General features: G+C 56.9%; 26 protein-coding genes and 3 pseudogenes. 21 read left to right on the top strand and 8 right to left on the bottom strand.

All coding sequences use genetic code 11. The annotated features are described in order from the left end of the window. Positions 1–184: 184 nt before the first annotated feature. A complete protein-coding gene (locus BLU28_RS26405) occupies positions 185–460 on the bottom strand; it encodes a hypothetical protein (protein WP_175477723.1) in 276 nt (91 codons plus the stop codon). A 129-nt stretch (positions 461–589) separates the two neighbouring features. On the opposite strand from BLU28_RS26405, the gene BLU28_RS22400 reads away from it, so the two are divergent. From BLU28_RS22400 to mctR, 4 genes are all read left to right on the top strand, one after another. Further along, positions 590–1489 carry a hypothetical protein gene (locus tag BLU28_RS22400; protein ID WP_077987700.1) on the top strand — a complete coding sequence of 300 codons (900 nt, stop codon included), beginning with the start codon at positions 590–592 and terminating at the stop codon, positions 1487–1489. Between the two features lie 57 nt (positions 1490–1546). Next, entirely contained in the window at positions 1547–1951 is a 405-nt protein-coding gene (locus BLU28_RS22395; protein WP_006699342.1) for a GFA family protein, read from the top strand. A gap of 117 nt (positions 1952–2068) precedes the next feature. Then, positions 2069–3466: a two-component system sensor histidine kinase MctS gene (gene mctS, locus BLU28_RS22390; RefSeq protein WP_006699343.1), complete on the top strand. Its 1398-nt coding sequence runs from the start codon at positions 2069–2071 to the stop codon at positions 3464–3466. Continuing rightward, positions 3463–4095 carry a two-component system response regulator MctR gene (gene mctR / locus BLU28_RS22385; RefSeq protein WP_077987699.1) on the top strand — a complete coding sequence of 211 codons (633 nt, stop codon included), beginning with the start codon at positions 3463–3465 and terminating at the stop codon, positions 4093–4095. Before mctS ends, mctR begins: the two co-directional genes overlap by 4 nt. A 67-nt stretch (positions 4096–4162) precedes the next feature. Here mctR and BLU28_RS22380 read toward each other — a convergent pair whose 3' ends face one another. From BLU28_RS22380 to BLU28_RS22360, 5 genes are all read right to left on the bottom strand, one after another. Further along, complete coding sequence (locus BLU28_RS22380) at positions 4163–5275, bottom strand: TRAP transporter substrate-binding protein (protein ID WP_077987698.1); 1113 nt, start codon at positions 5273–5275, stop codon at positions 4163–4165. Positions 5276–5357: 82 nt separating this feature from the next. Then, on the bottom strand, positions 5358–6866 hold the full coding sequence (locus tag BLU28_RS22375; RefSeq protein ID WP_174151515.1) for a TRAP transporter large permease: 1509 nt from the start codon (positions 6864–6866) through the stop codon (positions 5358–5360). Between the two features lie 13 nt (positions 6867–6879). Then, positions 6880–7428 (bottom strand): TRAP transporter small permease subunit, encoded by a 549-nt coding sequence (locus tag BLU28_RS22370; protein ID WP_077987697.1) that lies wholly within the window; start codon positions 7426–7428, stop codon positions 6880–6882. Positions 7429–7977: 549 nt separating this feature from the next. After that, on the bottom strand, positions 7978–8754 hold the full coding sequence (xth, locus tag BLU28_RS22365; RefSeq protein ID WP_077987696.1) for an exodeoxyribonuclease III: 777 nt from the start codon (positions 8752–8754) through the stop codon (positions 7978–7980). An 8-nt stretch (positions 8755–8762) separates the two neighbouring features. Then, positions 8763–8939: a hypothetical protein gene (locus BLU28_RS22360; RefSeq protein ID WP_077987695.1), complete on the bottom strand. Its 177-nt coding sequence runs from the start codon at positions 8937–8939 to the stop codon at positions 8763–8765. 200 nt (positions 8940–9139) lie between these two features. Between BLU28_RS22360 and ku (BLU28_RS22355) the strand changes: the two genes are divergently transcribed. From ku (BLU28_RS22355) to BLU28_RS22330, 6 genes are all read left to right on the top strand, one after another. Next, a complete protein-coding gene (gene ku, locus BLU28_RS22355) occupies positions 9140–10039 on the top strand; it encodes a non-homologous end joining protein Ku (RefSeq protein WP_077987749.1) in 900 nt (299 codons plus the stop codon). An 11-nt stretch (positions 10040–10050) separates the two neighbouring features. Next, on the top strand, positions 10051–10863 hold the full coding sequence (ku, locus tag BLU28_RS22350) for a non-homologous end joining protein Ku (RefSeq protein ID WP_003585424.1): 813 nt from the start codon (positions 10051–10053) through the stop codon (positions 10861–10863). After that, the gene (gene ligD, locus BLU28_RS22345; RefSeq protein WP_077987694.1) at positions 10860–11891 is read left to right on the top strand and encodes a non-homologous end-joining DNA ligase; all 1032 of its coding nucleotides are present in this window, start codon (positions 10860–10862) and stop codon (positions 11889–11891) included. Before ku (BLU28_RS22350) ends, ligD (BLU28_RS22345) begins: the two co-directional genes overlap by 4 nt. A 169-nt stretch (positions 11892–12060) precedes the next feature. Beyond that, positions 12061–12537, top strand: a complete 477-nt coding sequence (locus tag BLU28_RS22340) for an Hsp20 family protein (protein WP_037093008.1) — start codon at positions 12061–12063, stop codon at positions 12535–12537. Positions 12538–12605: 68 nt separating this feature from the next. After that, complete coding sequence (locus BLU28_RS22335) at positions 12606–12905, top strand: DUF982 domain-containing protein (protein ID WP_077987693.1); 300 nt, start codon at positions 12606–12608, stop codon at positions 12903–12905. A 10-nt stretch (positions 12906–12915) separates the two neighbouring features. After that, the gene (locus BLU28_RS22330) at positions 12916–13191 is read left to right on the top strand and encodes a hypothetical protein (protein WP_037093005.1); all 276 of its coding nucleotides are present in this window, start codon (positions 12916–12918) and stop codon (positions 13189–13191) included. A 12-nt stretch (positions 13192–13203) separates the two neighbouring features. Here the strand turns inward: BLU28_RS22330 and ligD (BLU28_RS22325) are convergent, their stop codons facing one another. Beyond that, the gene (gene ligD / locus BLU28_RS22325) at positions 13204–15855 is read right to left on the bottom strand and encodes a DNA ligase D (RefSeq protein WP_077987748.1); all 2652 of its coding nucleotides are present in this window, start codon (positions 15853–15855) and stop codon (positions 13204–13206) included. Positions 15856–16171: 316 nt separating this feature from the next. Here ligD (BLU28_RS22325) and BLU28_RS22320 point away from each other — a divergent pair, with 316 nt between their 5' ends. Together BLU28_RS22320 and BLU28_RS22315 are read left to right on the top strand one after the other, a co-directional pair. Further along, positions 16172–16483, top strand: coding sequence for a hypothetical protein (locus BLU28_RS22320; protein WP_234794430.1), 312 nt, complete (start codon positions 16172–16174; stop codon positions 16481–16483). 160 nt (positions 16484–16643) lie between these two features. Next, a pseudogene (locus tag BLU28_RS22315) lies at positions 16644–17574 on the top strand (Fic family protein); the annotation flags it as partial. 398 nt (positions 17575–17972) lie between these two features. Here the strand turns inward: BLU28_RS22315 and BLU28_RS26515 are convergent. Continuing rightward, on the bottom strand, positions 17973–18230 hold the full coding sequence (locus tag BLU28_RS26515; protein ID WP_034499641.1) for a hypothetical protein: 258 nt from the start codon (positions 18228–18230) through the stop codon (positions 17973–17975). A gap of 478 nt (positions 18231–18708) precedes the next feature. Between BLU28_RS26515 and BLU28_RS22300 the strand changes: the two genes are divergently transcribed. From BLU28_RS22300 to BLU28_RS22255, 9 genes and pseudogenes are all read left to right on the top strand, one after another. After that, a complete protein-coding gene (locus tag BLU28_RS22300; protein WP_003519970.1) occupies positions 18709–18918 on the top strand; it encodes a cold-shock protein in 210 nt (69 codons plus the stop codon). Positions 18919–19045: 127 nt separating this feature from the next. Beyond that, the gene (locus tag BLU28_RS22295; RefSeq protein ID WP_034499643.1) at positions 19046–19273 is read left to right on the top strand and encodes a hypothetical protein; all 228 of its coding nucleotides are present in this window, start codon (positions 19046–19048) and stop codon (positions 19271–19273) included. A gap of 192 nt (positions 19274–19465) precedes the next feature. After that, positions 19466–19741, top strand: a complete 276-nt coding sequence (locus tag BLU28_RS22290) for a hypothetical protein (protein ID WP_022557147.1) — start codon at positions 19466–19468, stop codon at positions 19739–19741. 127 nt (positions 19742–19868) lie between these two features. Next, a pseudogene (locus BLU28_RS22285) lies at positions 19869–20301 on the top strand (oxidoreductase); the annotation flags it as partial. A 1228-nt stretch (positions 20302–21529) separates the two neighbouring features. Beyond that, positions 21530–21871 (top strand): hypothetical protein, encoded by a 342-nt coding sequence (locus BLU28_RS22270; protein ID WP_003519959.1) that lies wholly within the window; start codon positions 21530–21532, stop codon positions 21869–21871. Positions 21872–22018: 147 nt separating this feature from the next. Continuing rightward, complete coding sequence (locus tag BLU28_RS22265) at positions 22019–22300, top strand: hypothetical protein (RefSeq protein WP_022557154.1); 282 nt, start codon at positions 22019–22021, stop codon at positions 22298–22300. A gap of 152 nt (positions 22301–22452) precedes the next feature. Then, positions 22453–22818, top strand: coding sequence for a response regulator (locus BLU28_RS22260; RefSeq protein ID WP_077987690.1), 366 nt, complete (start codon positions 22453–22455; stop codon positions 22816–22818). Positions 22819–23063: 245 nt separating this feature from the next. Then, positions 23064–23198: pseudogene (locus tag BLU28_RS26935) on the top strand (IS110 family transposase); the annotation flags it as partial. A 582-nt stretch (positions 23199–23780) separates the two neighbouring features. Beyond that, complete coding sequence (locus tag BLU28_RS22255) at positions 23781–24863, top strand: alpha/beta hydrolase (protein WP_077987689.1); 1083 nt, start codon at positions 23781–23783, stop codon at positions 24861–24863. Positions 24864–24883 lie beyond the last annotated feature (20 nt).

Genomic DNA, 24883 nt, shown 5'->3' with positions numbered 1-24883 from the left:
CAAGGGGATCATCTGCCGTTGAGGCCGTGACGCTGAAACGGCTACAACCTGTCGCGTAAATTGCTGGTCGCCGCGGCCTGTCTAAAAACGCGTTGCGGTCATCTATCCAAACTTATGTTTTCACTATTGCCTGCATTGCCTCGGCCGCCCAATACATGAGAGCAAGATTCCAGGCCGTGACAGACTATTGCACGATCTGGCCGAGCTGGCGCTTCCTGACGAGAGCCCGCGAAACCGGCGCAGCGACCGCCGAAGATACGTCTCGTCCGCGAACGCCCTTGGCGACGCTACTACTTATCAAAAACGGCAGCATCAAAAACGACAGCTTTCGCACGGCTCTCGGCCCTGATGCCGGGGTGCCGGGGACGAATGCACTCCATGTCTTCGTGTCGCCGCCGTCTGTGTTGTTGACGGCAAGTCGGCGCGCGAAGTCAGCCGTTGCAAGACCGATCACCATCATCATGGGTTCCCTGGCATTCGTCGGTCAGCTTCTGTCGGGGATTGTCTCGCGGACGGGTTAGCGGCGCGTTTAGTTTTTTAAAATTCGTGCACTGGACGCAACCGGGCCCGCGGCGGATCGTTTTCTGAAATGGACGACGAACAAGAGCATCACCCTAACAACCCGGTTTTGGAAACGGTGTCGTTTCCGTTCGACCGCATGACTGTCGCACGGTTCCGAGAGACTTTTCCCAAGGCGCGATGGAGTGACCGCCTACAGGCGTGGACGGTTCCCGGCAGCACCGCGCGGCGCCGGATTGACCGGTGGCTGGCGTCGGAAGCCGACCGCAAGGCTCCCTTCGAGGAGGAGAGGGGACGCGACCTCTTCGAGTTTGAGCCTATACTGAGCCCATACCTGGAGGTCCACGACGGCGGTTTCCGCGTCCGAACGCCCTATTCCCGTGAGGTCGTTGACGAACTACGACAGATTTCCTTCGCCCGCTGGAACGGTGAAGCCAAAGCTTGGGAAGTGCCCTTTGCATTCTATGAGGAACTACAGCAGCGATGGGAAGCTATTGAAGATGCTGCAAAACGGGCAGAACCAGAGGAAAGACGCAAGAGAGCCCAAGCCAGAAGAGGCACGGAGGAAGAAGCCAGGACAAAGCGGCGCGCGGCGGAACGCAGGAAGAAAAGGCTTCCTGTTGCAAGTGACGAAATGCCGCCCCTAGGACGACCGGTGGCTACGCCTGCCTATGGCGTAGTTGTCGCCACCGAAGTTACCGGAGAACTTGTCGATCCGGCAGAGGTCGCAGAGCACCATCCTGGCGTCAGCGATGAACATGTGTGGGTACTGTGGCGATTGCCCACACTGGAAGAGCTGATTCACACCTGGCCGGCACAACACGAGCCGATCCAGTTTGATAGGAACCGCGGTTGGTGGCAGCCGACACTGGACGAATTGCGGGATGCGAGACGGCAGGCGAAAATGCGCGAACGACGCAGGCGCAAGGACGGCCACGCCCACGACGCGGCGCGGGCGGGGCAGATTTAATGTCGAACTGGGGAGGCATCCTCGACGTTTCAATAGCAACAATGAAAGGAGCCTCACATGCACATCGATGGCGCATGCCAATGCCGAAAGATCACGTATGAAGCCGAGATTGACCCGCAGGACGTCGCAATCTGCCACTGTACCGACTGCCAGAGGTTGACCGGCTCCGCGTATAGAGTGACCGTCAGCACACACCGCAACCGCTTCGAGATCACGTCCGGTACGCCCAGACTTTACGTAAAAACCGCCGACAATGGCCGCCGGCGCCTCCAGTTCTTCTGTGCCGACTGCGGATCGCCCGTCTACACGACCGGAGAGCACGAGGATGCAGAGCAGATTGGGATCAGACTGGGAACGGTGAACCAGCGTCAGGAACTGAGGCCCCGTTCGCAGATCTGGTGCTCTTCGGCTTTGCCATGGGCGCAGAGCCTAACCGATCTTCCGGGTCGAGCCAAAGACTAAGCGTCGGTCAAAAAGGCTTGTTACGGCATCCTGGTCACGGGCCCGGGGATGCTCGACTTGCAGCGCGAACTGTTGTTAGGTGAAGATGCGTCGGAGCGAATGTGTCGGAGGGGCCGCATGAGACTCAGGAACCAGATCCTTGCACTGGCAATAGGGCCCCTTGTTCTTGCCATTATCGTTATTACGGCGCTCATCACCTGGCAGTCCATGACGCTGGCACGCACCAGTATCGATGCCTTCGAGCGAAACATGCTTGCGGCAAAAGAGGCTGAACTTCTCAACCTCACCAATCTCGCCCTTTCCGCGATCCGTTCGGTCTACGATAAAGCGGGACCGGATGACGAAACCGCCAAGGAAGAGGTCAAGCGTATTCTGACAGACCTCGATTATGGCAGGGACGGTTATTTCTTCGTTTATGACTATGATGGGATAAATGTCGTTCATCCGCGGCAGAATTTCCGCCCCGGCAATAACTGGCTCGATCTCTATGATCCTGACGGCAACAGGGTTATCTACGACCTGATTCAGAAAGCCAAGGAGGGGGGTGGCCTCGTCCAGTACAAATGGGAGAAACCCTCCACACGCAAGATGGCTGACAAGCTTTCTTTCGCCGCCGGCCTCGACAAATGGCGCTGGATGATCGGCACAGGGGTCTATCTGGATGATGTTTTCGCGGCGACGGCGGCGGCCAAGGAAGAACTACGTCACTCCATCACATGGAATTTCCTGATTGTTGCATTGTTTTCGGTCCCTGCGGTGCTGCTGGTGTTTGCCACATGTATGGTGCTCAATCTGCGCCAGCAAAGACTGGCAGACGGGCGTCTCAAAGCATTGATGCAGAGGGTGATAGATACTCAAGAAGAGGAGCGCCTGCGCATCGCTCGCGAGTTGCACGACGGCATCTCTCAAAATCTGGTCGGCGTCCGGTTCGCAATCGATCTTGCGCGGCGCAAGGTGACGCCGGAAAACACGGGCGCTGTCGAAGCGATTGGCAAGGGTGCGTCGGCATTGACCGAGGCGATCAAGGAGGTCCGTCGTATCTCTCATGATTTGCGACCCCGCGTTCTCGACGATCTGGGGTTATCTGCGGCGCTGGAAGCACTGATTTCAAGCTTTTCAGAACGAACCGGCATCGCGGCCACGCTTGAGTCCGTGGCTTTCAAGCACATGCTGCTTCCTGAAGCACGCGTCGCCCTTTATCGTGTTGCGCAGGAAGCGCTCACCAATATCGAGCGCCATTCCGATGCAACGCAGGTGACCATCAGGTTCTCCAGTCGGGATGAAAGGGTGCAGATGGTCGTCAGCGATAATGGCCGCGGATTTCCAGCCGCCCGGACAGAGAAGGAGATGCCGGCCAGCAAAGGCCTTGGCTTGAGAAACATGCAGGAACGCATGACCCATTTCGGGGGCAGGCTTGAAGTCGAAAGCTCCGCAAAAGGCACTGTTCTGCGCGCGGTCCTGCCAATTACCGCCATGAAGGATCGAGGCCAACGTCTGCAGGAGGCTGCAGAGTGAATCGTCATTCGATCCGTGTCCTTCTCGTCGATAATCACCCTCTGGTTCTGGACGGGTTGAAGGCTGTGCTTGAGACGTATGAGCATATTGAGGTCGTTGGGACCGCGGCCTCTGCCACGGCGGGTATTGATACGGCTGTCGCCACGCAACCCCATGTCGTACTGATGGATATTAACATGCCACAGATTAATGGCATCGATGCTCTTGAGCTCTTCAGGGAGAAGCAGCTTTCCTCTCGGGTGCTGATGCTGTCCATGCATGACAGCCGGGAATATATATCGACGTCGGTCATGTATGGTGCTGCCGGTTATATCCTCAAAGACGTGGCGATCGAAGAAATTGTGGTGGCAATCGAAACCGTGGCCGCCGGCGGAACCTATTTTTCCTCAGGTGTCCGCGATGTTCTTATGGAGGGATCATCCGGGAGACTGAAGGAGCTGACGACACGTGAGCAGGACGTTCTGCTTCTGATCGCACGCGGGAAAAGTAATCGCGATGCTGCTCTGGCGCTCGATATCTCCGAGCGTACGATGGAAACCCATCGCAAGAACATCAAGCGGAAGCTTGATATCGCGACGACCGCCGGCCTTATTCGATATGCGGTAGATAACGGCCTCATCAAAGAATAAGACGAGGCTGAAAATCGGGTCCCCGAAAATGTCGCCATCCCGGGGCCCGATACGCGTTTATGCGGGCTTATTTGCCTGTCGTCTGCATCGCATAGCCGTAGCTGTCATAGGTATATTCGGCAACGCGGAACCACTCAAAGCTCTCATCTCGAAACTTCTTCCAGCCAGGATAGATCTTGGCCCATGCCGGGTGCTTCTGGGTGTATTCGTCGTAGAGTTCGAAGGTCGCCTTGTAGGCGGCGTCGAGTACATCCCGGGGCAGCGGTCGAAGCTGCGTGCCCTTGGACACCAGCGAGCGGATCGCGTCCTTGTTCTTGACGTCGTAGAGCGCCTGCATGTTGATATTGGCGGCTTTGCAAGCGGTGTCCAGCGCTGCCTTGTATTCATCGGGCAGGGCCGCATATTGATCCTTGTTGACGAAGAAGTGGATCGTCAGTCCACCCTCCCAGAACGCGGGGTAATAATAATAGGGCGCGATCTGGTAGAAGCCGAGCTTTTCGTCGTCGTAGGGCCCAACCCACTCAGCAGCGTCAATGGTTCCACGCTCCAGCGCGGGATAAATGTCGCCGCCCGGAAGCTGCTGGGGCACGGCACCGAGCTTGGCTAGCACCTGTCCAGCAACGCCGGCAATGCGCATCTTGAGGCCCTTGATATCCTCGAGACCCTTGATTTCCTTGCGATACCAGCCGCCCATCTGGGCACCCGTCGCACCACCGGGAATGCCGATGACGCCATAGTCGGACAGGAACTCGTTGTAAGCTTCGTTTCCGCCGCCGTGATAAAGCCAGGCATTTTGCTGGCGGGCGTTCAACCCGAACGGAATGGTCGAGCCGATGGCGAACGTCGGATCCTTGCCGGTGAAATAATATCCGCAGGTATGGGAGATTTCGACGGTATTCGCTCTTACCGCGTCGATCGCCTGAGCGCCGGGGACGATCTCGCCTGCCTGGAAAACCTGGATTTCGAACTTGCCTCCCGTTATCGCCTTCAGGGCGTTGGACATGACTACGGCACCGCCGTAGATCGTATCCAGATTATTCGGGAAGCCTGACGTGAGACGCCAACGAATGTTGGGCAAAGATTGGGCTATGGCCGGCGTTGCCAGTGTGGAAACGGCCGCAGCCGCCCCTGCCAGCACGCCGCCCGACAATAGTTGCCGGCGACCTGGGTTGACCTTCATGAATTACCTCCTCCTTCTTTGGATGTTTCCGGCGTTTGGCGCGCCGGCAGGCTGTGACGGGCGCCTCGGTGCCCGACATATTTCAGGGTGTCGAGGGCTTTCCAAAGCTCGGCGCGCTGTTGCCGGGCGCCAGGAAAGGATTCGCGAAAGGATCGGCGTCCGTGCCTGCGCTGGGCATCGGGACATTGATATGGACGGCAGATGGATCGACCTGTTTGGCGCCAGACTTGTAGTGCATCACGATGCCTGGGAAGGCGATGATGATGACGACCATGGCAAGTTGAATAAAGAGATAGGGGATTGCACCCAGGTAAATCTGGGTTGACGTCACCGGCTGGATCGTCTGCCCGGTAATGCGATCCCTGTAAGCGCGTGTCGGCGCCACGGATCGCAGGAAGAACAGCGAGAAACCGAAGGGCGGATGCATGAACGATGTCTGCATATTGACCGCCAGCATGACGCCGAACCAGATCAGGTCGATGCCGAGAGCATCTGCGACAGGTGCCAGGAGCGGGATGATAATGAAGGCCAACTCGAAATAGTCGAGGAAGAAGGCCAGGAAAAAGACCAGCAGGTTCGCGACAATCAGGAAGCCGATTTCTCCGCCCGGGACCGACGTCATGAGATGTTCGACCCAGACATGCCCGTTCACACCGTAAAACGTCAGCGAAAAGACCCGTGCGCCGAGCAGGATAAGCAGCACGAAGGACGACAGCTTCGCGGTGGCGTAAAGCGACTGCTGTATGAGACCGAAATTGAGTTTGCGGTTGGCGAGCGCAAGCGCAAGCGCGCCCACCGCTCCCATCGCGCCGCCTTCCGTAGGCGTTGCGATGCCGAGGAAGATCGTGCCCAGCACAAGGAATATCAGCACGAGAGGTGGCACCAGGGAGGTGATGACCTTCAGCAGCAGCTTGCCGCCACGCAGAGTCCGCGCTTCCAATGGCAGGGCCGGGACCTTCGCCGGGCTGATGATCGAGGTGATGATGATAAAGAGCGTATAAGCCCCTACGAGCATCAGGCCCGGAACAAGTGCGCCCTTGTACATGTCACCAACCGAGCGTCCGAGCTGGTCGGCGAGTACGATCAGGACGAGGCTTGGCGGTATGATCTGCGCCAGCGTGCCCGACGCTGCGATCGTGCCGGCGGCGATTTTGCGGTCATAACCATAACGCAGCATGATCGGCAGCGAGATAAGACCCATCGAGATGACAGAGGCTGCAACAACGCCTGTGGTAGCCGCCAAAATCGCTCCTACGAAAATCACCGCGAAGGCAATGCCACCGCGGACGGGTCCGAACAGCTGGCCGATTGTGTCCAGCAGATCTTCCGCCATACCGCTCTTTTCGAGGATCAGCCCCATGAAGGTGAAGAAAGGTATGGCAAGCAATGTTTCGTTCGACATCTGGCCGAATATGCGATCGGGAATGGCCTGAAACAGGGTTGCCGGCAGCAGCCCGAGTTCGATCCCGATGAAACCAAAAAAGAAGCCGACGAAAGCCAGGGCGAAGGCTACCGGGTAGCCGAGCAGCAGCACGATGATGAGCGCCGCGAACATGATTGGCGCGAGATTTTCCGCAATGAATGCCATTATTGTTTTCCTTCGATCAGAGCATCGCCGCTTCGGCGTCTGCCTCTGCAACCGGATCAGGAATAACGCCGCGCAGGATAGCGACGCGCTTGATGAGCTCCGAAACACCCTGCAGGGCAAGGAGGCTGAAACCGATCGGGATCAGCGCCCAGACCGGCCACTGGATGAGGCCGCCCGTGTTGTTCGAAACTTCACCGGAAGCGAATTTCTGCAGGAACACTGGCCAGGAGAGATAGACCGCGATGATGCAGAAGGGCATGAGAAAGAAGATGGTGCCGAGAATATCGACCCATAACTGCCCTTTGCGCGGAAGATTCCCGTAAACGAGGTCGACCTTCACATGCTCATTGTTGAGGAGCGTGTAGGCGGCGGCGATCAGGAATACGGCAGAAAACAGGTACCACTGCGATTCAAGCCATGCATTTGAGCTCATGGAGAACGCCTTGCGCATGACCGCATTGATGGCGCTGATGAAAATAGCCACCAGAAGCAGCCACGAAATACCTTTGCCGATCGCGGAATTGGCTGCATCAATGGCGCGCGAAACGGCCAACAAAAATCTCATGAGATCCTCCCCAGAAAGCGGCCGCGTACTCCTCAATACACGTGCTGCCGCTCTAATGCGGGCAAGATATCAATGGCGGGTTCTCGCTCAAGAGCTGCCACGGTCGAACTTGTTCAGGCATACCGAGAACTGGGTATAAGAGCGTATCAAAGCAAGAACGTGCCGTATGTTGAGACAAAAACGCGTTGATGCTGCTCGCGTCTTTTCAACTTGAACGCGCGCCGAAGATGAAGGTTAGGCGGCTGCCCAATGTTCTGCCGCCGTCATCGGCCGATCTCCTCAGGAAGACAGTCGCATGGCTTTTTGCAGCCTTGATAGCCGCTAAGATCTGAGAGCGGTTGCGACCCCTGAATCGTCGACTTGATTGCCTCTCTACAAGCAAGATGGACGCCGGCTTTTCGGGCGCGTTACGATAGTCCAAAGGCGTCGACACGTGCTCGACTATGGACAAGATCTTTCCAGCCCGGCCGCGATGACAGCGCTCATGCGAAATGTTGGTCCGCCAATCGCCGCCAGCAGGGAGGCGTGCGAAGCATCCTGATTCTTTCTCTATCGGTCGTCCAGCTCAATCCAGGCGGGGGCGTGATCACTGGTGTGCTCCCACGCACGCGCAAACTTATCGACGCCACAAGCCTGCAGTCGTTCGACTAGTGACGAACTCAGCAAAAAATGATCGATGCGCAGACCCGCGTTACGAGCAAACGCATTTCGGAAATACTTCCAGAAGGTATAGATTTGATCATCCGGATGCAGCAGCCTGATGGCGTCCGTCCAGCCCATGGCGATAAGGTCGGCATAGGCTGCGCGAACCTCGGGACGAAACAGGGCATCGTCTCGCCAGCGCTCAGGCTTATAGACATCGAGATCGGTCGGCATGACGTTGAAGTCTCCGACAAGGGCGCATGGCACGTCCAGCTCAAGCAGTTGAGCCGCGTAGGAATGCAGCCGCTCAAACCAGCGCAGCTTGTAGTCAAATTTCGGGCCGGGTGCCGGGTTGCCGTTCGGCAGGTAAAGGCAGCCGATGATCATGCCGTCGATGGCTGCCTCGATATACCGGCTGTGGCTGTCGTCAGGGTCTCCGGGAAGCCCCCGGCCCGTCTCAAGAGGTTCCTGACCCCGGGCGAGAATTGCGACGCCATTCCATGATTTCTGACCATGCCAGATGGCGCCGTAGCCTGCGCGCTCGATTTGGCGGCGCGGAAACTTCTCGTCCGGTGCCTTCAACTCCTGCAGGCAGACGACATCGGGTTTTGCCTGATCGAGCCAGCGGAGCAGGACTTCGAGCCGGCCGTTGATGCCGTTGACGTTGTAAGTGGCGAGCTTCACCGGGTTCGTCAGTGCTTGCGATCACCCCGGTCGCCCTGGCCCGGTTTCGCATCATGCTTCGCATCGTGGCGCGCGTCGGCAGAAAGCGATCGCGAGACGTCGACGCTTTCCTTAAACCTGCCGTCCTTATCGCGGCGGACATAACGCTTGTCGGTCCCGGTATCAATCAGTTCACGCTTGCTCATGGCAGGCCTCCTCTTTTAGGTTTCGTGACGGGAAACGTTCGTCGCCGCAAAAAGATGCATCCGAATCAAGCGTCTAGCGCAGACTCGCATAACGAGTGGTGATCGTGGCCTTAAGTCCTTGAAAAATGATTCGTTTTGACTCGGAACAAATGCATGCTGATTCGCTTGAATCGCATTGGTTGTGGCAGGAGTTTTGCGTCATGGTTGCCCCGCGAGCGAACTGGAAGGGCTTTATCAAATTCGGAGAGGTCGCGTGTCCTGTGGCTCTCTACACTGCAGCATCATCATCGGAGCGGATCGCTTTCAACACCCTCAATCGCCGAACCGGCAACCGGGTGAAACGCGAATTCATCGACAGCGAGACCGGCGATCCTGTGGAACGGGACGCCCAGGTCAAGGGCTATGAGATCGAGAACGGCCAGTACATCGTTCTCGAGCCGGATGAGGTGGCTGCCGCCGTGCCTCACAGCGACAAGACGCTGAAGATCGACGCCTTCATCCCCTGCAGCGAGATCGACAGCGTCTATTTCGACAAGCCGTATTATCTGGCGCCCGACAGGATGGGGACGGACGCTTTCGTTCTGTTGCGCGATGGCATGAAAAGAGCCAAGGTTGCTGCGATCGCCCGCACCGTGCTCTTCCGACGCCTGCGTACGGTGCTGATCAGGCCACACGGGAAGGGCCTGATCGCCACGACGCTCAACTTTGACTATGAAGTCCGCTCGTCGGCGGAGGCCTTCGAGGAGTTGCCGGACCTGAAGATTGAAGGCGAGATGCTTGAGCTTGCCGAGCACATTATCGGCACAAAGAAGGGGACCTTCGATGCCAGCACGTTCGACGACCGTTATGAAGCCGCCGTTGCCGAGCTGGTGAAGGCCAAGATCGAGGGCAGGGCCCTGCCGAAGAAGAAGGCCGCAGCCGTCCCCAGGCAAAACGACCTTTTGCAGGCGCTGCGTGAGAGTGCTGGCATGGGCACCAAATCCAGCCAGAAACGCGCCGCTTCTAACGCCAACAAGAGTGCCGGCCGTCAGAAAGCTTCGAAACCGGGTGCTGCTGCCAAATCAAATGCGGTCTCGTCACAGACCCGCCGCGCTGGCTGACGGAGGAAATCATGGCTGTCCGTCCCTATTGGAAAGGTTATCTGAAACTCTCGCTCGTCACCTGTCCCGTGCAGATGATGCCGGCAACGTCCGAAAGTGAGAAGGTCCGCTTCCACACCCTCAACCGCGATACCGAAAACCGGGTCGTCAGCCACTACGTCGATAGCGTTACCGGAAAAGAGGTGAGGGAGGAGGATGAGGTCAAGGGCTATGAGCGTGGCGAGAACGATTACATCATCCTCGAAGACGAAGAACTGGAGAACGTTGCGCTCGACAGCACAAAAACCATCGACATCTCGACATTTACGCCCCGCGACAGCATTGAGTGGATATGGCTCGACACGCCCTATTATCTTTCGCCCAACGATGCCGTCGGCCAGGAAGCATTCTCGGTCATCAGGGATGCGATGGAAGCGCAGAACATGGTGGGGATTTCACGTCTGGTAATTACCCGCCGCGAGCGCGCCGTCATGCTTGAGCCACGCGGCAAGGGTATCGTTCTGTGGACGCTGCGCTATGGGGATGAAGTCCGTGACGAGGATACTTACTTTGGCGGGATCGAAGAAGATGAAACGGCCGATAGCGAGATGATGCGTCTCGTGCAGCAACTGATCAAAAAGCAAACGCAGCACTGGGACCCCAAGATGGTCATCGATCCGGTTCAGGACCGGTTGCTTGACATCATTGCCGCCAAAAAGAAAGCGCTGAAAAAGTCTGCAAAACCCAGGACATCCACACCGACGAAGTCGGCACCCAGCAATGTCATTAATATCATGGACGCGCTGAAGAAGTCGGTTGCGGCCGAGAACCGGGCGGGTAAATGAAACGCCCCGCCAAGCCGCTCCTGCAGAATGACAGCCTGACGGCAAAATCGCAGCCGCGCCGCAGGCGCGATCCGGCTCAGCCCAATCTGCCGTTCGACCCGATGCCAGATCGCGTCGAGCCGTGTCTGGCGCTCCTGAAGACGGCCCCGCCGTCCGGCCCCGAGTGGGTCTATGAAATGAAGTGGGACGGCTATCGGCTCGCGGTCCATATCGAGCCGAAGGGTGTGCGTATCATTACCCGGGGCGGCCACGACTGGACGCACCGGTTTCCCGCTATCGCCGCAGCGGCCAGGGACCTTGGAGTTGCAACAGCCATCCTTGATGGCGAAGCGGTGGTGCTGAACGGCGAAGGCCGCTCCGATTTTGGCGCTCTGCAACGCTCGCTCGGTGGGCGAGGCGGCAAACGGGCGTCGACAGAAGCCGTACTCTTCGCCTTCGATCTTATGTATTTCGATGGTCACGATCTCACTCGTACCGAGCTGTCGGTCCGCCGGCACTTGCTGGGGGACCTGCTGGAAGACGCGACCGGCGCAATCCAGCTGTCCGAAGAAATAGAAGCGGACGGCGCTGAATTATTGGCGAGCGCGTGCTCCCTCGGCATGGAAGGCATCATCGCAAAACATCGTGACAGCCCTTATCGCTCGGGCCGGACCGGAGACTGGCTGAAGATCAAGTGTGTTCAAAGCGAGAGCTTCATGATTGTCGGCTACGAGCAGTCGGCGGTGGCGCGCGGCGGGATTGGCAGTTTGCTGCTAGCGGCGAGACGTGGCCATGACTGGGTTTATGTTGGCGCCGTTGGAACCGGATTCAAGGAGAAAGATGCGGCGTATCTTAAGAAGAGCCTGGATAGTCTTAAGACGAAGACACCGGTCGTTCCGCTCAAGGGCAGGAATTACGTCTTCGCGCAGCCGACGCTCATCGCCGAAATCGAGTTCCGTGGCTGGACCGACGATGGCAACCTGCGTCATGCCTCTTATAAAGGGCTGCGCGAGGTACAGGACAATGCCGCAGTCCATGAACTCAAATGAGTTGGTCCTGGCCGGCGCCTGGATGTCATTTTTTTCTGACGGCGCCCTTGAATCGCAAATTCCAGAAAACCAAATCGATTGTCGCCAGTTGCTGAGACAGGGCTGGACTTGCTGGAAGCACCGCGTTTCGGCGCTTCTGTACCCATGTTGCTTCAAGGAGGATATGGCTATGGCAACATCTTATGACTACGCACCCCTGTTCCGCTCGACCGTCGGCTTCGACCGGATCTTCAATCTTCTTGAAAATGCCCAGCGCGCCCGCTCGATCAGCGACTGGCCGCCCTATGACATCGTCAAGACCGGCGATGACAGCTACCGGATTTCGGTCGCGGTCGCAGGGTTTGCCGAGGACGAGCTCGACATCACCTTTCAGTCCAACCTTCTCACCGTTACCGGCAAGAAGCAGGACGCTTCCGCCGATGAATACCTTCATCGCGGTATAGCCGGCCGGCCTTTTGAACACCGTTTCGAACTTGCCGACCATGTCAGGGTGAATGGCGCCGATCTCCGCAACGGTCTTCTGTCGATCGATCTCGTTCGTGAGATTCCTGAGGCCTTGAAACCGCGCAAGATCGATATCCAGACCAGCCCGGCCCTTCACCATAAGGTTGCCCCGGCGCAGATCGAAGCGCAAAAGGCGGCCTGATCGATTTTTAAAAAACGGGCGCCGTTGCAGCGGCGCCCGTCAACATCGGGGGTAGGAAGGAGATCGCGATGAAACCCGATATGTTCAAAGAGCCCGTTACCATCCTTATCGGCCTTGGATTTCCGACCGAGGTTCGCAGCGTCATCGACGCTTACCGGCATCTGGCGGAATGGCCGGCATCGATGCGCGATACGGCGCATTCAATGGCGCTGAAGGCCTGCAGCGCGGCATTGCGCGGTGAGATCGAAGCGGACACCGCCCGGGGTCTGTTTGCAGCCTTTGCCGCCAAACACGATCTGCTGGCCCCGGACGTTGATGTCATCTCCGTGTCCCGTCACCCGCACGACAAGGATCCGCACGTTCGTTGAGGAAGCCGACATGCACGAGAACCCGCAGCTAGCCGCAAGCGATATCGCACTGATGGGTCCGACGATCCTGCTCGAGGGTATGGAAATTGCGCGGCCGATCGATGTGGTGGACGCAACCGCGCTCAAGGTCGACGAAAAACGGACCATTTTGGCCGCCTGGGCTTCAGACCTCTACACGATCGACTCAAGGCCGGCGTACCGCCATATGCCTGGAACACCGGAGCCTGTCTCAATCGATGAGGTTCAGGCTGCGCTGAGCGACCTTGACCAGCGTTACGGGTCTTGATCCAGGCCGGTCTCAGGCGACCTGTTTCATCGACTTCGTCAGCCGCTTGATGGCCTGCTCCAGCGAACGCTGCCCGTCGCAGTAATCCTCCCAGGCGGTTGTCTTCGACAAAAGCGCCGGTACGGTGCGAATGGTGAAGCGTTTCGGATCAAGATCCGCTTTTACCTGTTTCCAGGTCAGTGGCATCGATACTGGTGCGCCTGGCCGGGCGCGCGGTGACAGCGGCGCAACAGCAGTCGCCATTCGGTCATTGCGCAGGTAGTCGAGGAAGATCCGGCCGTTGCGCTGGTTCTTCGCCATCTTGATCAGGTAAAGGTCAGGGTTGTCACGTGCCATCTGCAGGCAGACATCGTGTGCGAAGCCTTTCGCCTCCGGCCAGCTCAGCTTCTTTCCCTTCGGTACCGCAAGCGGGGTGACGACGTGAAGGCCCTTGCCGCCGGTGGTCTTGCAGAAGCTGACGAGGCCAAGTTCCTCCAGCCGGTCGCGCATTTCCCGCGCGGCTTCGACCACGGTGGAGAAGGGTACGTCCGGACCCGGATCAAGGTCGAAGACAAGACGACCGGGCACCTCCGGTTCGTTGGGCTCGCAATTCCAGGGATGCAGTTCGACGCCGCCGATCTGGGCGATGGCGGCAAGGCCCTCAACGCGATCAATCTGCAGATAGGGTTTCTTGTCGCCGAACACCTTGACCAGTTCGAGAAGGTTCGACGTTCCCGGCATCGCGTGTCTCTGGAAGAACTGCTCACCACCGATGCCGTCAGGTGTCCGGATGATAGAGCATGGCCGTCCCTTGATATGGTCGATCAGCCATGGACCAACGGCCTCATGATAGTGCGCGAGATCCTCCTTGGTGACCGGCTCACCGTCATTTGCATCGGGCCAGAGCGGCTTGTCAGGGCTGGAGATCATCACGCCCATAACTTCGGCCTTGGTGTTCTTGCCGCGTGCCGGTCGCGACGGCTTTGGCCGGGCCGGCGTTGGCGTTTCAGTTTTCCCGGGCGATGCCGGCGTTTCGGCCTCGACCTCCTTCGCCGGCTTGTCTTCGCGCAAACCCTTGAAGGCTGCCTGACGGACCAGTCCGTCCGCGGTCCAGCCGGCGAACTGGATCTCGGCCACCAGTTCGGGCTTGACCCAGACGATGTTGGGTTCCTTTTTCGGAGCGCCTATTCCGGTAAAGGGCGATTTTGAGGTTTCCAGTTCCCGGAGCTTCGGCAGGATTGTATCCACCGTTTTGGCACCATAGCCGGTCCCGACCCGCCCGACATAGACGAAGTGATTGTCCCTGAAGACGCCGACAAGAAGTGAACGAAACTTGCCGTCGGTTTTGGCGTAGGCGCCAATGACAACCTCATGTCCGGCGCGGCATTTGGATTTCGCCCAGGTATCGGTGCGCCCCGACTGATACGGGGCATCCGCCTGCTTCGAGACAATGCCCTCCAGCGAGAGCTTGCAGGCCGATTTCAATACTGCATCGCCGCCGGTCTCAAAGTGTTCGACGAACCGTAGGCGCGGATCTTCTCCCGACTCGCTCAGAAGCGCTTCGAGCCTTTTCTTGCGTTCCGTAAGCGGCAGTTGCCTTAGATCTTCACTCCCCTCGAACAGCAGGTCAAAAGCAAAATAGACGAGCGCATCTGTTTTTCCTTCTGACAGCGCCGCCTGAAGTGCGGCGAAGTCCGGGGCACCGTTTTCATCGAGTGCACAGATCTCACCGTCGATGATGGCATCAGGCAAGCTTGCCGCCGATGTCGCAATCGCCGGATACTTAGCCGTCCAGTCCAGCCCCTTGCGCGTCTTCAGCGTGACTTCGCCGTTTTCAATGCGCGCCTGAATGCGGTATCCGTCGAACTTGATCTCGTGGATCCAGCCATCGGCCGAGGGCGGGCGTTCGAGCGTTTCGCAAAGCTGCGGAGGTATGAAGTCGGGCATCGCGGACTTCGCTGCTTTCCGCGCTGCCGGGCGCCTTTTCTTCGTATCCGCCGCACGTTTGTCTGCCGCCAGTCCATGATTGCTGTCCCAGACGGCGTCGGCCTGCACATCGCCGCTTTGTACCATGAACGGTTTCGGTTTCTTTCCTTTACCGGCGGCGATGGCGTCCATGGTTCTGCCCGAGGCAACCGACGTGTCGTTTTCGTCAAGGACGGCGGCACCGTTTTCTTCGACCGAGAAGTCGTCGCGATGCTTGATCAGCAGCCAGTTCGTCCGTTTGCCACCGTCACGGTCATTGCGCATCCGCACCAGAACGAAGCTGCCATGCAGTCGCTCCCCTTCAAGGGAAAATTTGAAGTCGCCCTTGGCGAGAGCTTGTTCGGGCGTCCTGTTGCCTTCCGGCTCCCAGTAGCCACGGTCCCAGAGCATGACCGTGCCGCCGCCATACTGACCTTTTGGTATCGTGCCTTCGAAGTCACCATAGTCCAGTGGATGGTCTTCGACCTCCACGGCCAGGCGCTTGTCCTGGGGATCGAGAGACGGTCCCTTGGTGACAGCCCAGGACTTGAAGACGCCATCGAGTTCGAGGCGCAGGTCATAATGGAGCCGCGTGGCGTCATGTTTCTGTATAACAAAGCGCCTGCGGTTTGAAGCTTTCAGCTTCGCTTTGCCGCTCGGCTCCCGCGTCTTCTGGAAATCGCGTTTTTGCTTGTAGGTTGAGAGCTTATCGCTGGCCATGAGCATCCCCGGTAAATAATCAGCCTGCCGTCTCCCATGGAATGGGATGAGGCGCGGGCGGGACAGAGAGAGGCGCTCGACTGCGGCCCGCTGAGAGCCGGGAGCACTGCACACTATCTCAACAAGCAAAATCAATAATTCCAGGTTTTGTTCCGAGGGGAGGAGGGAGGCCCGTCCCCGGTGCATCGTCCGACCGGCTCAATCGCTGCGCAAACGCGTTCTCAGGCCGTAGCGCCTCCCGCGTTTACGGTAACGTACTTTCCAAGCGCCACGATGATATCTAGCGTTACGCGATCAGCTCGCGGAGGCTTTTGCGATGATGGGCAGGAAAAACGGGGTGGCTGGAACAACGAGAGATTCCGCGCGGAGAGGACTGTGGCGACTGATGCTGAAGTTGCCCGCATTACGAGGCCAGCTTCAGATCATCGCAGCACAGACCACCGATCTCAATGAACTCTTCGAAGCCTACGAAATGGCTGCCAGCGCGCTTGAAAGGTTCCGGAAAGAGGAAGACCGCGCCCGCGTGCGGGAGTATGAAACAGTCTGTTCCGCCATCGAAGAGGACATAATTCAGCATTGGCGAATGTCTTCAGAGGCCAATAACTCTCCCAAGCCACCGTGGAGGTGAGAGGCCGTTCGATTAACAACCACGCATGAAGGTGGGAAGGCTTGAGCCAACCTCTGGATCAAGGCGAGGCGACCGCTGATGAATGGGAACGAATTTCGCATCTGGTCGCACATGATTGGAGATCCGGATAAAATACCTTTATAATCATGGGCCAAGACGGGAGCCACACAAGACCTCAGAGATTGAGGGCGAATATCTGGACCGCGTGAGTGTCCAGTCGTCACTCCGCCGACAGTTCGGGCTAAACACTGATGACAGACAGATCCGCCCCCAAGAGCGGGGGATCGCCGAGATGATGGCGGATGTCTATCGAAGTTGGTATAGGCCGCTGCGTCACGAGGGCCTGTTCCACTGGCATTCAATGCTGATGGCCGGAAACCGATATATCGAAACGGTTGGCGCTTACCGCACGCATGAAGACGCAATGCAGATCGTGTCAGGTCGATTGGATAAGCCGACAATCCACTTTGAGGCTCCCCCGTCTCGCCAGGTTACCGATGAGATGGAGACTTTCATCGCATGGTTCAATCAATCCGGGCCAAATGGTCAAACGTCGCTTCAAGCTTTGACGCGCGCAGCCGTAGGCCATCTTTACTTTGAAAGCATACATCCATTTGAGGATGGCAACGGCCGAATTGGGCGCGCGCTCACTGAGAAATCCCTGGCGCAAAACATAGGGCAGCCAAGTCTCATTCTCTCGCCTTCACAATCGAGAAGAGCCGGAAGGCCTACTACTCCGAGCTTGAGCGGCACCAGCGCACGCTTGATATCAACGACTGGATCATTTTCTTTTCGGAAACTATCCTGGATGCTCAACGAGCGACGCTTGAGCGCATCGATTTCTTCATTCAGAAAGCAAAGTTCTATGATCGTTTTCGAGGCAACGACCGGCAGAAAAAGGTAGTTGCGCGCATCTTCAAGGAAGGCACGGCAGGCTTCAAGGGGGACTAAGCGCCGAAAACTACATTTCGATCACAGACACATCGCGCGCTACAGCAACACGCGACCTTCAGCAGCTCGTGGAGATGGGTGCACTGACGCGTACGGGTGAACGCCGGCATACACGGTATTCGCTGTCACTGCAGAAATAAATTTCTGCTAGGCAATGCACTAGGTGAACGGCTGTTCGATTCCGCTCAAGAGCGAAGACGCTCGCAAGGCATCTTGCTCGAGCTAACTGTGGTTCATTCGCAACGACGGCTTTGCGCCTTCGAAGCAGTCGTTGTTCGTTATCCACGGATAAAGCTGCTTTGCCCCTTCATTCCGGACGTAAGCATAGCAATTACACGGTCCCTAAAGCAGTCTTTTCGCTTATCAGGCCTTCAACGATGTTAAGGGATGGGAAATTGACGGGCAGGTTTCGGACGACGGCGGCGGGAAAGCTGCATCCCACCGAGCCAGCGAGCTTTGGGCGGCAGTGCACTTTACATCGCCACTCCTTCATTCCTGCCGCTCCTCAGGAGTGAGCATCGCGTGTATCGATGGAGGGTCAAATTAGCCCTCGTTCTTTGATATTAACGGTTTTACAGAACGGCAAATATCTGTGCGGGTTGGCTTCAAAGCTATCCCGCCCCCAAATGACCTTAATTGAAGGATTGCTAAACAGACGAGCGGGCCTCATCATCATGACCTCGGCAGCAATTACACCGGGCGCTGCCGCCGGGGGCTTTAATGCCGCGCCCGCAATCTGAAAGGAGGACACCATGTCTTCCAGCGTCCACGCCGTCGATTTCGATCCCGGCAGCAATCGAATTCTCAACCAGATGCTTCATAAGGCCGGATATGTAACGGCGAGGATGAAACCGCTGTCAGGAGCGCTTTCAAGTCAATCGCGCACTGTGTTGCTCCGGTTCATGTCCGGAGTTATACGCCAGCGAGACGGTGGTTTTCCGTCGGGACCGGAGTCCATTTCTGCTTTCGGACGACCGTGATTCCATAGGTGAACCTAGTGTCGGGTTACGCTCCCAGCTCCGTTTCCGCAGTCTAGGCTGTGAAACGGCCTCGGAAATTACAACTAAATGCTGAGAATATTGGCGAGAAAAAAACTAAAAGTTGACAATCGCATATGAGCGACCTATATGTTGATTGTCGATATTTGCTTGCTTAGCTTTGGTTATCGCGCGTCTGGCACCGTGCCCTGAACGAGCCTTTTCTCTCAAAAATCGCTATCGCATCTGCAGCGCCGCAGGCGTTGTGGTCCTCTTATTGCTATGAAAGGGTTCATCATGACCACTGGCACAGTTAAATGGTTCAATTCCACGAAGGGCTTTGGCTTCATCCAGCCTGACAATGGCGGCACCGACGCGTTCGTGCATATCTCGGCCGTCGAGCGCGCCGGAATGCGCGAACTCATTGAAGGTCAGAAGATCGGCTACGACCTTGAGCGCGATAACAAGTCGGGCAAGATGTCGGCTTGCAACCTCCAGGCCGCTTAATCATCCCGGTATCCGCTCTCCGTTGACCACGGATGTACTGGCACTGGCGAGAGCATGATACCAGCAAGGTCAGGCAGATTGCCTGACCTTTTTTTGTTGCCACGGCGGCGTTCAATCTGGAAAAGCCATGTCACAGACACACAGCAAATCCCGGCAGAAGGCGGAGATTGCCTTCGCCAATACTCAATCGCAATTCTTCGCGCGTAACAGCGCCGTCGAGGAACTCGATTCCCTCGTTCTGGCCCGCGAGGAAAAGACGAGGCGGCTTCGTGAAGCGCGACTTGCGAAAGAATTGAAGGACCGTGAGGCGACGACCGCCTCTCTTCTCACGAAACGACGGGCCAAGACGGTCTGATCTGCCCAGGAAGAGTGGGGCGCGGACGGATAAAACACGACGAGGCCGCCCGCAAGGCCGAGCACGATCGGCGGTACGCCAATCGCAAGGCAAGGCGGTTATAGCAAATGGCTTGGTCACGTGAGATCATCAATCAAACTCTGTCCGCAGTTTCTTTCAAACCGTTGCACTCCGCAACCGAAGGGGATACCTATGGCAGACAGTATCGGCGAACTTCAGGCACTCAACACGGCATGGCAGATCGCAATCCAGGAAATCCTGCGGATGGTGATCCGAGACATGTATCATGCGGCCGGAGAGGAAGTCTTTCTGGCGAACATCAAGCGGATCGAAGAGGCCGCCGTCGACAGCATTTATGCAGACCTGCGGCTACGCGGGACGAATGAATGGACGGAAGCGCTTGTCAAGGATAATGCGAGTAACTTTGTAACCACGCTGCTGACATCGTTCACATATGATCGAATCTAGTGGAAGATCGGGCCGTGAGCCGCATCGCTGCTGTTTCGTATGAGCATTTTGATAAGTTCGGCTTTGCGCGCGGCAAGTCGCTGGCGAGCGTCTGCTTTCAGGAACTATATGGGAGGCTCACAGCCCTAATGTCCGAACGGACGCCTATGGCGGCAAGATGGAAAACCGCGCGCGTCTGATACTCGAGGTCACGGCCACGGTGGCGCAGGAAATCGGCAGCGAGCGCACGGGTGTGCCGGATTTCGCCAGTTTCGCCTACAAATAGCATTTCCTGTAGCGGTCCCCAGACGCAATACAAGTATATCATCGATCGACTTGATGTTCTCGGCATCACCTGCATTCACGTCGTTGAAGGCGCGACGGGTCGCCCGCGCGAGGTCGCACCCTTCGAATACGGATCGCTCCGCCGCCGCTTCAGCAGGACATATATCGCCAATAATGGCTGTGACCTCGACCTTGCAACGCCGCATCTGGTCGATGGCAAGGCAGATCTGATCGCCTTCGGACGCCCGTTCGTCGCCAATCCGAATCTCGTCGAACGACTGCAAAGCGACCCCGGCTGAGATCGGGTCACGCTGTATGGCGGCGGCGCTGCGGGTTATATCGATTATCCCGCTTCATCGGGACTTCCGGCCGTGAGTCATCAGGGGGCGTACTTCGGGGGGGCTCCTGCGATATCGATCATCATCAATCTCCGATAATTCCCAAGGCTGCGTAGCCGGATGCCGCGCCATATCAAAAAATCTCTGGCCACCGTCGCCTCAAAAGACACCTGTCCGCACGCAAGATCCGTAGCACAGAGTGAAAACAGAGAGCATCAAGTTTTATGATGGGGTTGATGAAATCAAGGGCGGAGTCCGCAGGCTATCTTTCGTCGGGGAAAAATCTTATGAGCTGTGTCTTCCTAAGCCTATCTCGACTCGCTGTATCAGAGGAGATGCAATATTCAATATGTGCGCGTAAATCCGCCGGCACTTCTGGTCCGCCGGCTTTCAAGAGCTTGTCGCCCATCGCGAGAAGAGTCGCCAGTTCTACACCGCATCGGGACGCAGACATAACTACTCCTCCGGCCGGACCGGATCGTATTTCTTCAAGGTCTTTGCTGGCGGTATAAAGCGTCAACAAATACCAGATCAGAAAGAAAGCGGACCAAAGCATCATGCTTCCAAGAACATATGCGCGCACAGGTGTTTCCCCGCTATCTGCCGAACCCCGGAAGACCTTGGATTGCATACCTCGGGAGTGGTCTGCGGGAGGGCACACGTTCCCGTTTCTGTACCCCGAACAGGAACAGCATTTCTCCTTTGAGTTTGGAAGGGTCGGTCATTCCACCCTGAAAAAGATCGATTATCTTGCGGGTGGCCTTGTTGAATGACCGGTCGTCATCCGAGCGCGTGTCGATTTCAAAGCCGGCATCTGACAACAGGGATCGCAACATATTCAGATCGTGAGACGAAATCGGGCCGTATTCTTGTGTGGAAGACACCGTGTCCTCCTTTCGTTGGGGCCAAGGGATTTCACCTTGAAGCGGTAACGCCCTTTAAAAAGCTACCGAAGGAACGAGCCTGCGCGTTTTGAGGTTCATTAGCAAGGGAATTCCAATGTGCTAGAACGCAGCCGCCGCTCAATAATGACCAGCGAATGGCTGGTAAACTTCTCTGGAGCTTTCCAAACCCGTATTCGCTTGCGTCTTAAGCTATTCAGGCGCACTGTAAGGCGTCGGTAGCGATGTCACGGGCACTACTGGTCGAGGGTCGGTTACCCTAGCCCCAACGAGAGGAGGACATTATGTCTTCCCACCCCAGTTTTGCAGCCATCTCCCCCAAAGAGATGGAGATGATCCAGTCAGTTTTGAAGAGTGCGGGCTATAACGCCACATTGCTGGGCAATGACCAGCGACAATTCAACACGGCCGCGTTTCTTGTAATGAGACTGTTTCTTGCGGGAGAAACATCTGCCGATGCTCTCGCAGCACAATTGAAACGCCGTCTTGGGAATGCGGACTCACTCAATCAATCCTACCAATCACGGCCTGTCCTTGAGACCATCAGAAGTGTCCCGCGCAACACGATATACGTCCTCAGCTTTTTCAGGAAGGCAAGTGGTCGATCGATTGGGGCTAATGAATAGCCCTGGAAGAACGAAGCCGGCGCGCTATAGGCAATCTCTTTGTTAATCCTTCTCAGGGGTCGAAATCCACTTAGTGGAGAGCGATGAAGGTCAAGGATAAACGTTGCGGCGCGGTGTGAATGACGTGTCAGGAAAGAGTGTAAGGGTATGAAAGAAAGAACGACATACAAAGAAATCACCTTCGCGAATCCGTTCGTATTGGATGGATTAGTAGCACCTTTGGAAGCTGGAACATATCGTCTGGTCGTTGATGAACAACTTATTGAAGGTCTCAGTTTTCCTTCGTATCAACCCGTCGCAACACACCTTGAGATACCCGCTATCTCCTCCCAATTAGTGAAGCGCCAGTTTTTGCAGGTGTCCGCGGAGGAAATAGAAGTGGCGCTGCAAAAAGATACCGAATCGCAATGCGGCGACTCCGACCAGTGATCAACGTTTCACAAGTTGGCCGGCGAGTGCGCTGGTCAGTTTGTGCGCAAGCGGTAATACAACGCTACTTTCACGCTGCTTAGTTTTCTCCGGCAGAGATTTATCTCCGACGTAGCGCGGGCGAGCGCAGAACGAGTAAGAAGGATATTCCTGTGTTGCGCGCCTTCAGAGGCAAAAGGCTGATAGTGGTAGAGCGGCGCCCGTCGTTGACGGCGGCGTGCCATGCGCAACTTACTGCCGCCGGAGCCACCGTTGCAGGCCCTGTTTCTTCTGTCGAGCAAGTCTTGAACCTGTTGGAAGCCGGCGATGTCGACGGGGCAATTATTGACGTCAAAGTTGACGTAGAAATGATGTTACGCTTAGCCATGCTACTGGAATCAATGGCGACGCCGTTCGTTTTCGGATCTTTCATCGATGTGAACTCGGAAGGCTACGCTTTTAGCGGTGATAGGAAGCATCTCCGCAAGATAGCTGACGTTCTTTTTGGCTCGCCTGGACCGGCGTCAACCCTCCATTAACGTGGTCCCGTTGAATAGATGGTGTGATTGATGGTACACGCACCCCGCACGTTCTTGTCAGAGGATGGCCGGATTAAACCCAACGGGTGAAAGGACGGCGGCATGACATCCAACACTATGAGTGGGAGCGATTTCGCGAGGACGTTTTCCAAGATTCATGGAGCTTCGCTTTCCGGAGAGGTCAAGTTTCGGCGGAAGCTATCCCGGCAGCATTTCCTAGATTTGTAGCCGGGCAGGGCGTTTCGATAGTCGTAATGGAGGCTTGCGGGATGGCTCATTACTGGTCACGCGAACTGACGAAACTCGGCCATGAAGTACGGCTGATAACACCACAGTATGTGTGTCCATTCGTAAAGCGCGAGAAGAACGATGCTGTGGATCGCACTATGACCTCTATGACAAACCGGAGCCGGTCGAAAAAGCGTTGGCGAAACTGATCCCTTTCTACACGGAAAACCTCTGAGCATGGCTAAATTGCCGCCATGTTACAATGGCGGCCCCTCTGCATGCTTAAACGAGCGGCATCAGACGTCTATTTGGAGGTCTGGTAACTGAACGACAACTATCCGATAAATGCGTCCACCACCGGACAGTCCGCTCCCCCTCAAACCGGCCACTCCGGCAAGCAACTGTTGCCCGGATCGGCAAGATGCTGCCAATAAAACCCACTAAACTGCGGGTCGGCGGTTCGACTCCCTTCAAGAGTAAATTAGTGCCGGCGCCAAGTTTTGTTCGGTCCGCATGCTCGAGTAGATAATTATCCGTCATCTCTGCCAGGCAAATAACGACGTCATGGATCATCGAAGCTCGATACAAGGCGTTCTGAGATAAGCGGTAACTGATTTGGCGGATGCGGATTGATGTGCGGCATGCATAAGCGCTTGCAGTTTGCAGCGGATAATCAATTGGGGTCATTCAATTTACATTCGTCCTGCAACCACAAACGGTACGGGAGAATGGCGATGGACACGAAACACGAACAAACCAATGAGCAGCAGGCAAGGGGTGGCTTCGGCCGGCGCGACATCCTCAAGCTAACAGGAGCGGGAGCTGCCGCGGTTATGTCGCTCGCTGCAAATCCTGCACTGGCTCAGTACTCCGGAAGTTGGGACAAGAGATTCAAGCAAAGCAACCGCGTGGAGCATCGCAAAGTATCGTATGTCAACCGACTGGGTATCAATCTTGTTGCCGACATGTACGTTCCGAAGGACCTCGATGCTTCGGTCCGGCATCCCGCGTTGATCGTCGGTCATCCCTACGGTGGCGTCAAGGAGCAGACGTCCGGCCTCTATGCCCAGACCATGGCTGAACGTGGCTTTATCACGATCGCACACGACGCCTCTTACAATGGCGAAAGCGGCGGCCAGCCGCACTTCATCTCGTCCCCGGAAGCCACCATCGAAGATTTCAGTGCTGGTGTTGATTTCTTAGGGCTCGACCCGCGCGTCGACCGCAACCGGATCGGTGTCATCGGTGTTTGCGCCAGCGGCGGTTTTGCCCTTGCCGCAGCGCAGATCGACCCGCGCCTGAGGGCCGTGGCGACCGTCAGCATGTACGACATGGGCGGCGCGAAGTGGGCCTGGGGCGGCGAGGAAATGAAGGACGATGTTCGGATCGACATGCTCACCAAAATCGGCGAGCAACGTTGGGCAGAAGCCTCCGGTGGAAAGAAGCAGTATGGCGAGCTCCCGCATGCTCTGACATCAGAGACGGACGCGATCACGCGCGAGTTCTTCGACTACTATCGCACGCCACGTGGTGCTCATCCCCGCGCGACGACCGCCATGAATGTGTCCGGTGACCCGTCTTACCTGCATTTCCGTCCGTTCGACCACGTCGATATGATCTCGCCACGGCCCGTCCTGCTGATTGCTGGCGAGAATGCCCATTCGCGGTTCTTTAGCGAACAGGCAATTGCGAAGGCTGCCGATCCCAAGGAATTGTTCATCGTTCCCGGCGCTGGCCACGTGGATCTTTATGACAAGGTCGATCTGATCCCATGGGATAAGCTCGAGGCATTCTTCGACCACCATCTGTCGGCCTGACCAGGGGCCCGTGGGGCTGC

The organism is Agrobacterium pusense, from assembly GCF_900102105.1.
Taxonomy (GTDB): domain Bacteria; phylum Pseudomonadota; class Alphaproteobacteria; order Rhizobiales; family Rhizobiaceae; genus Agrobacterium; species Agrobacterium pusense.
The sequence above is the reverse complement of the archived record's forward strand: the minus strand, read 5'-3'. Positions and strand labels throughout refer to the sequence as shown.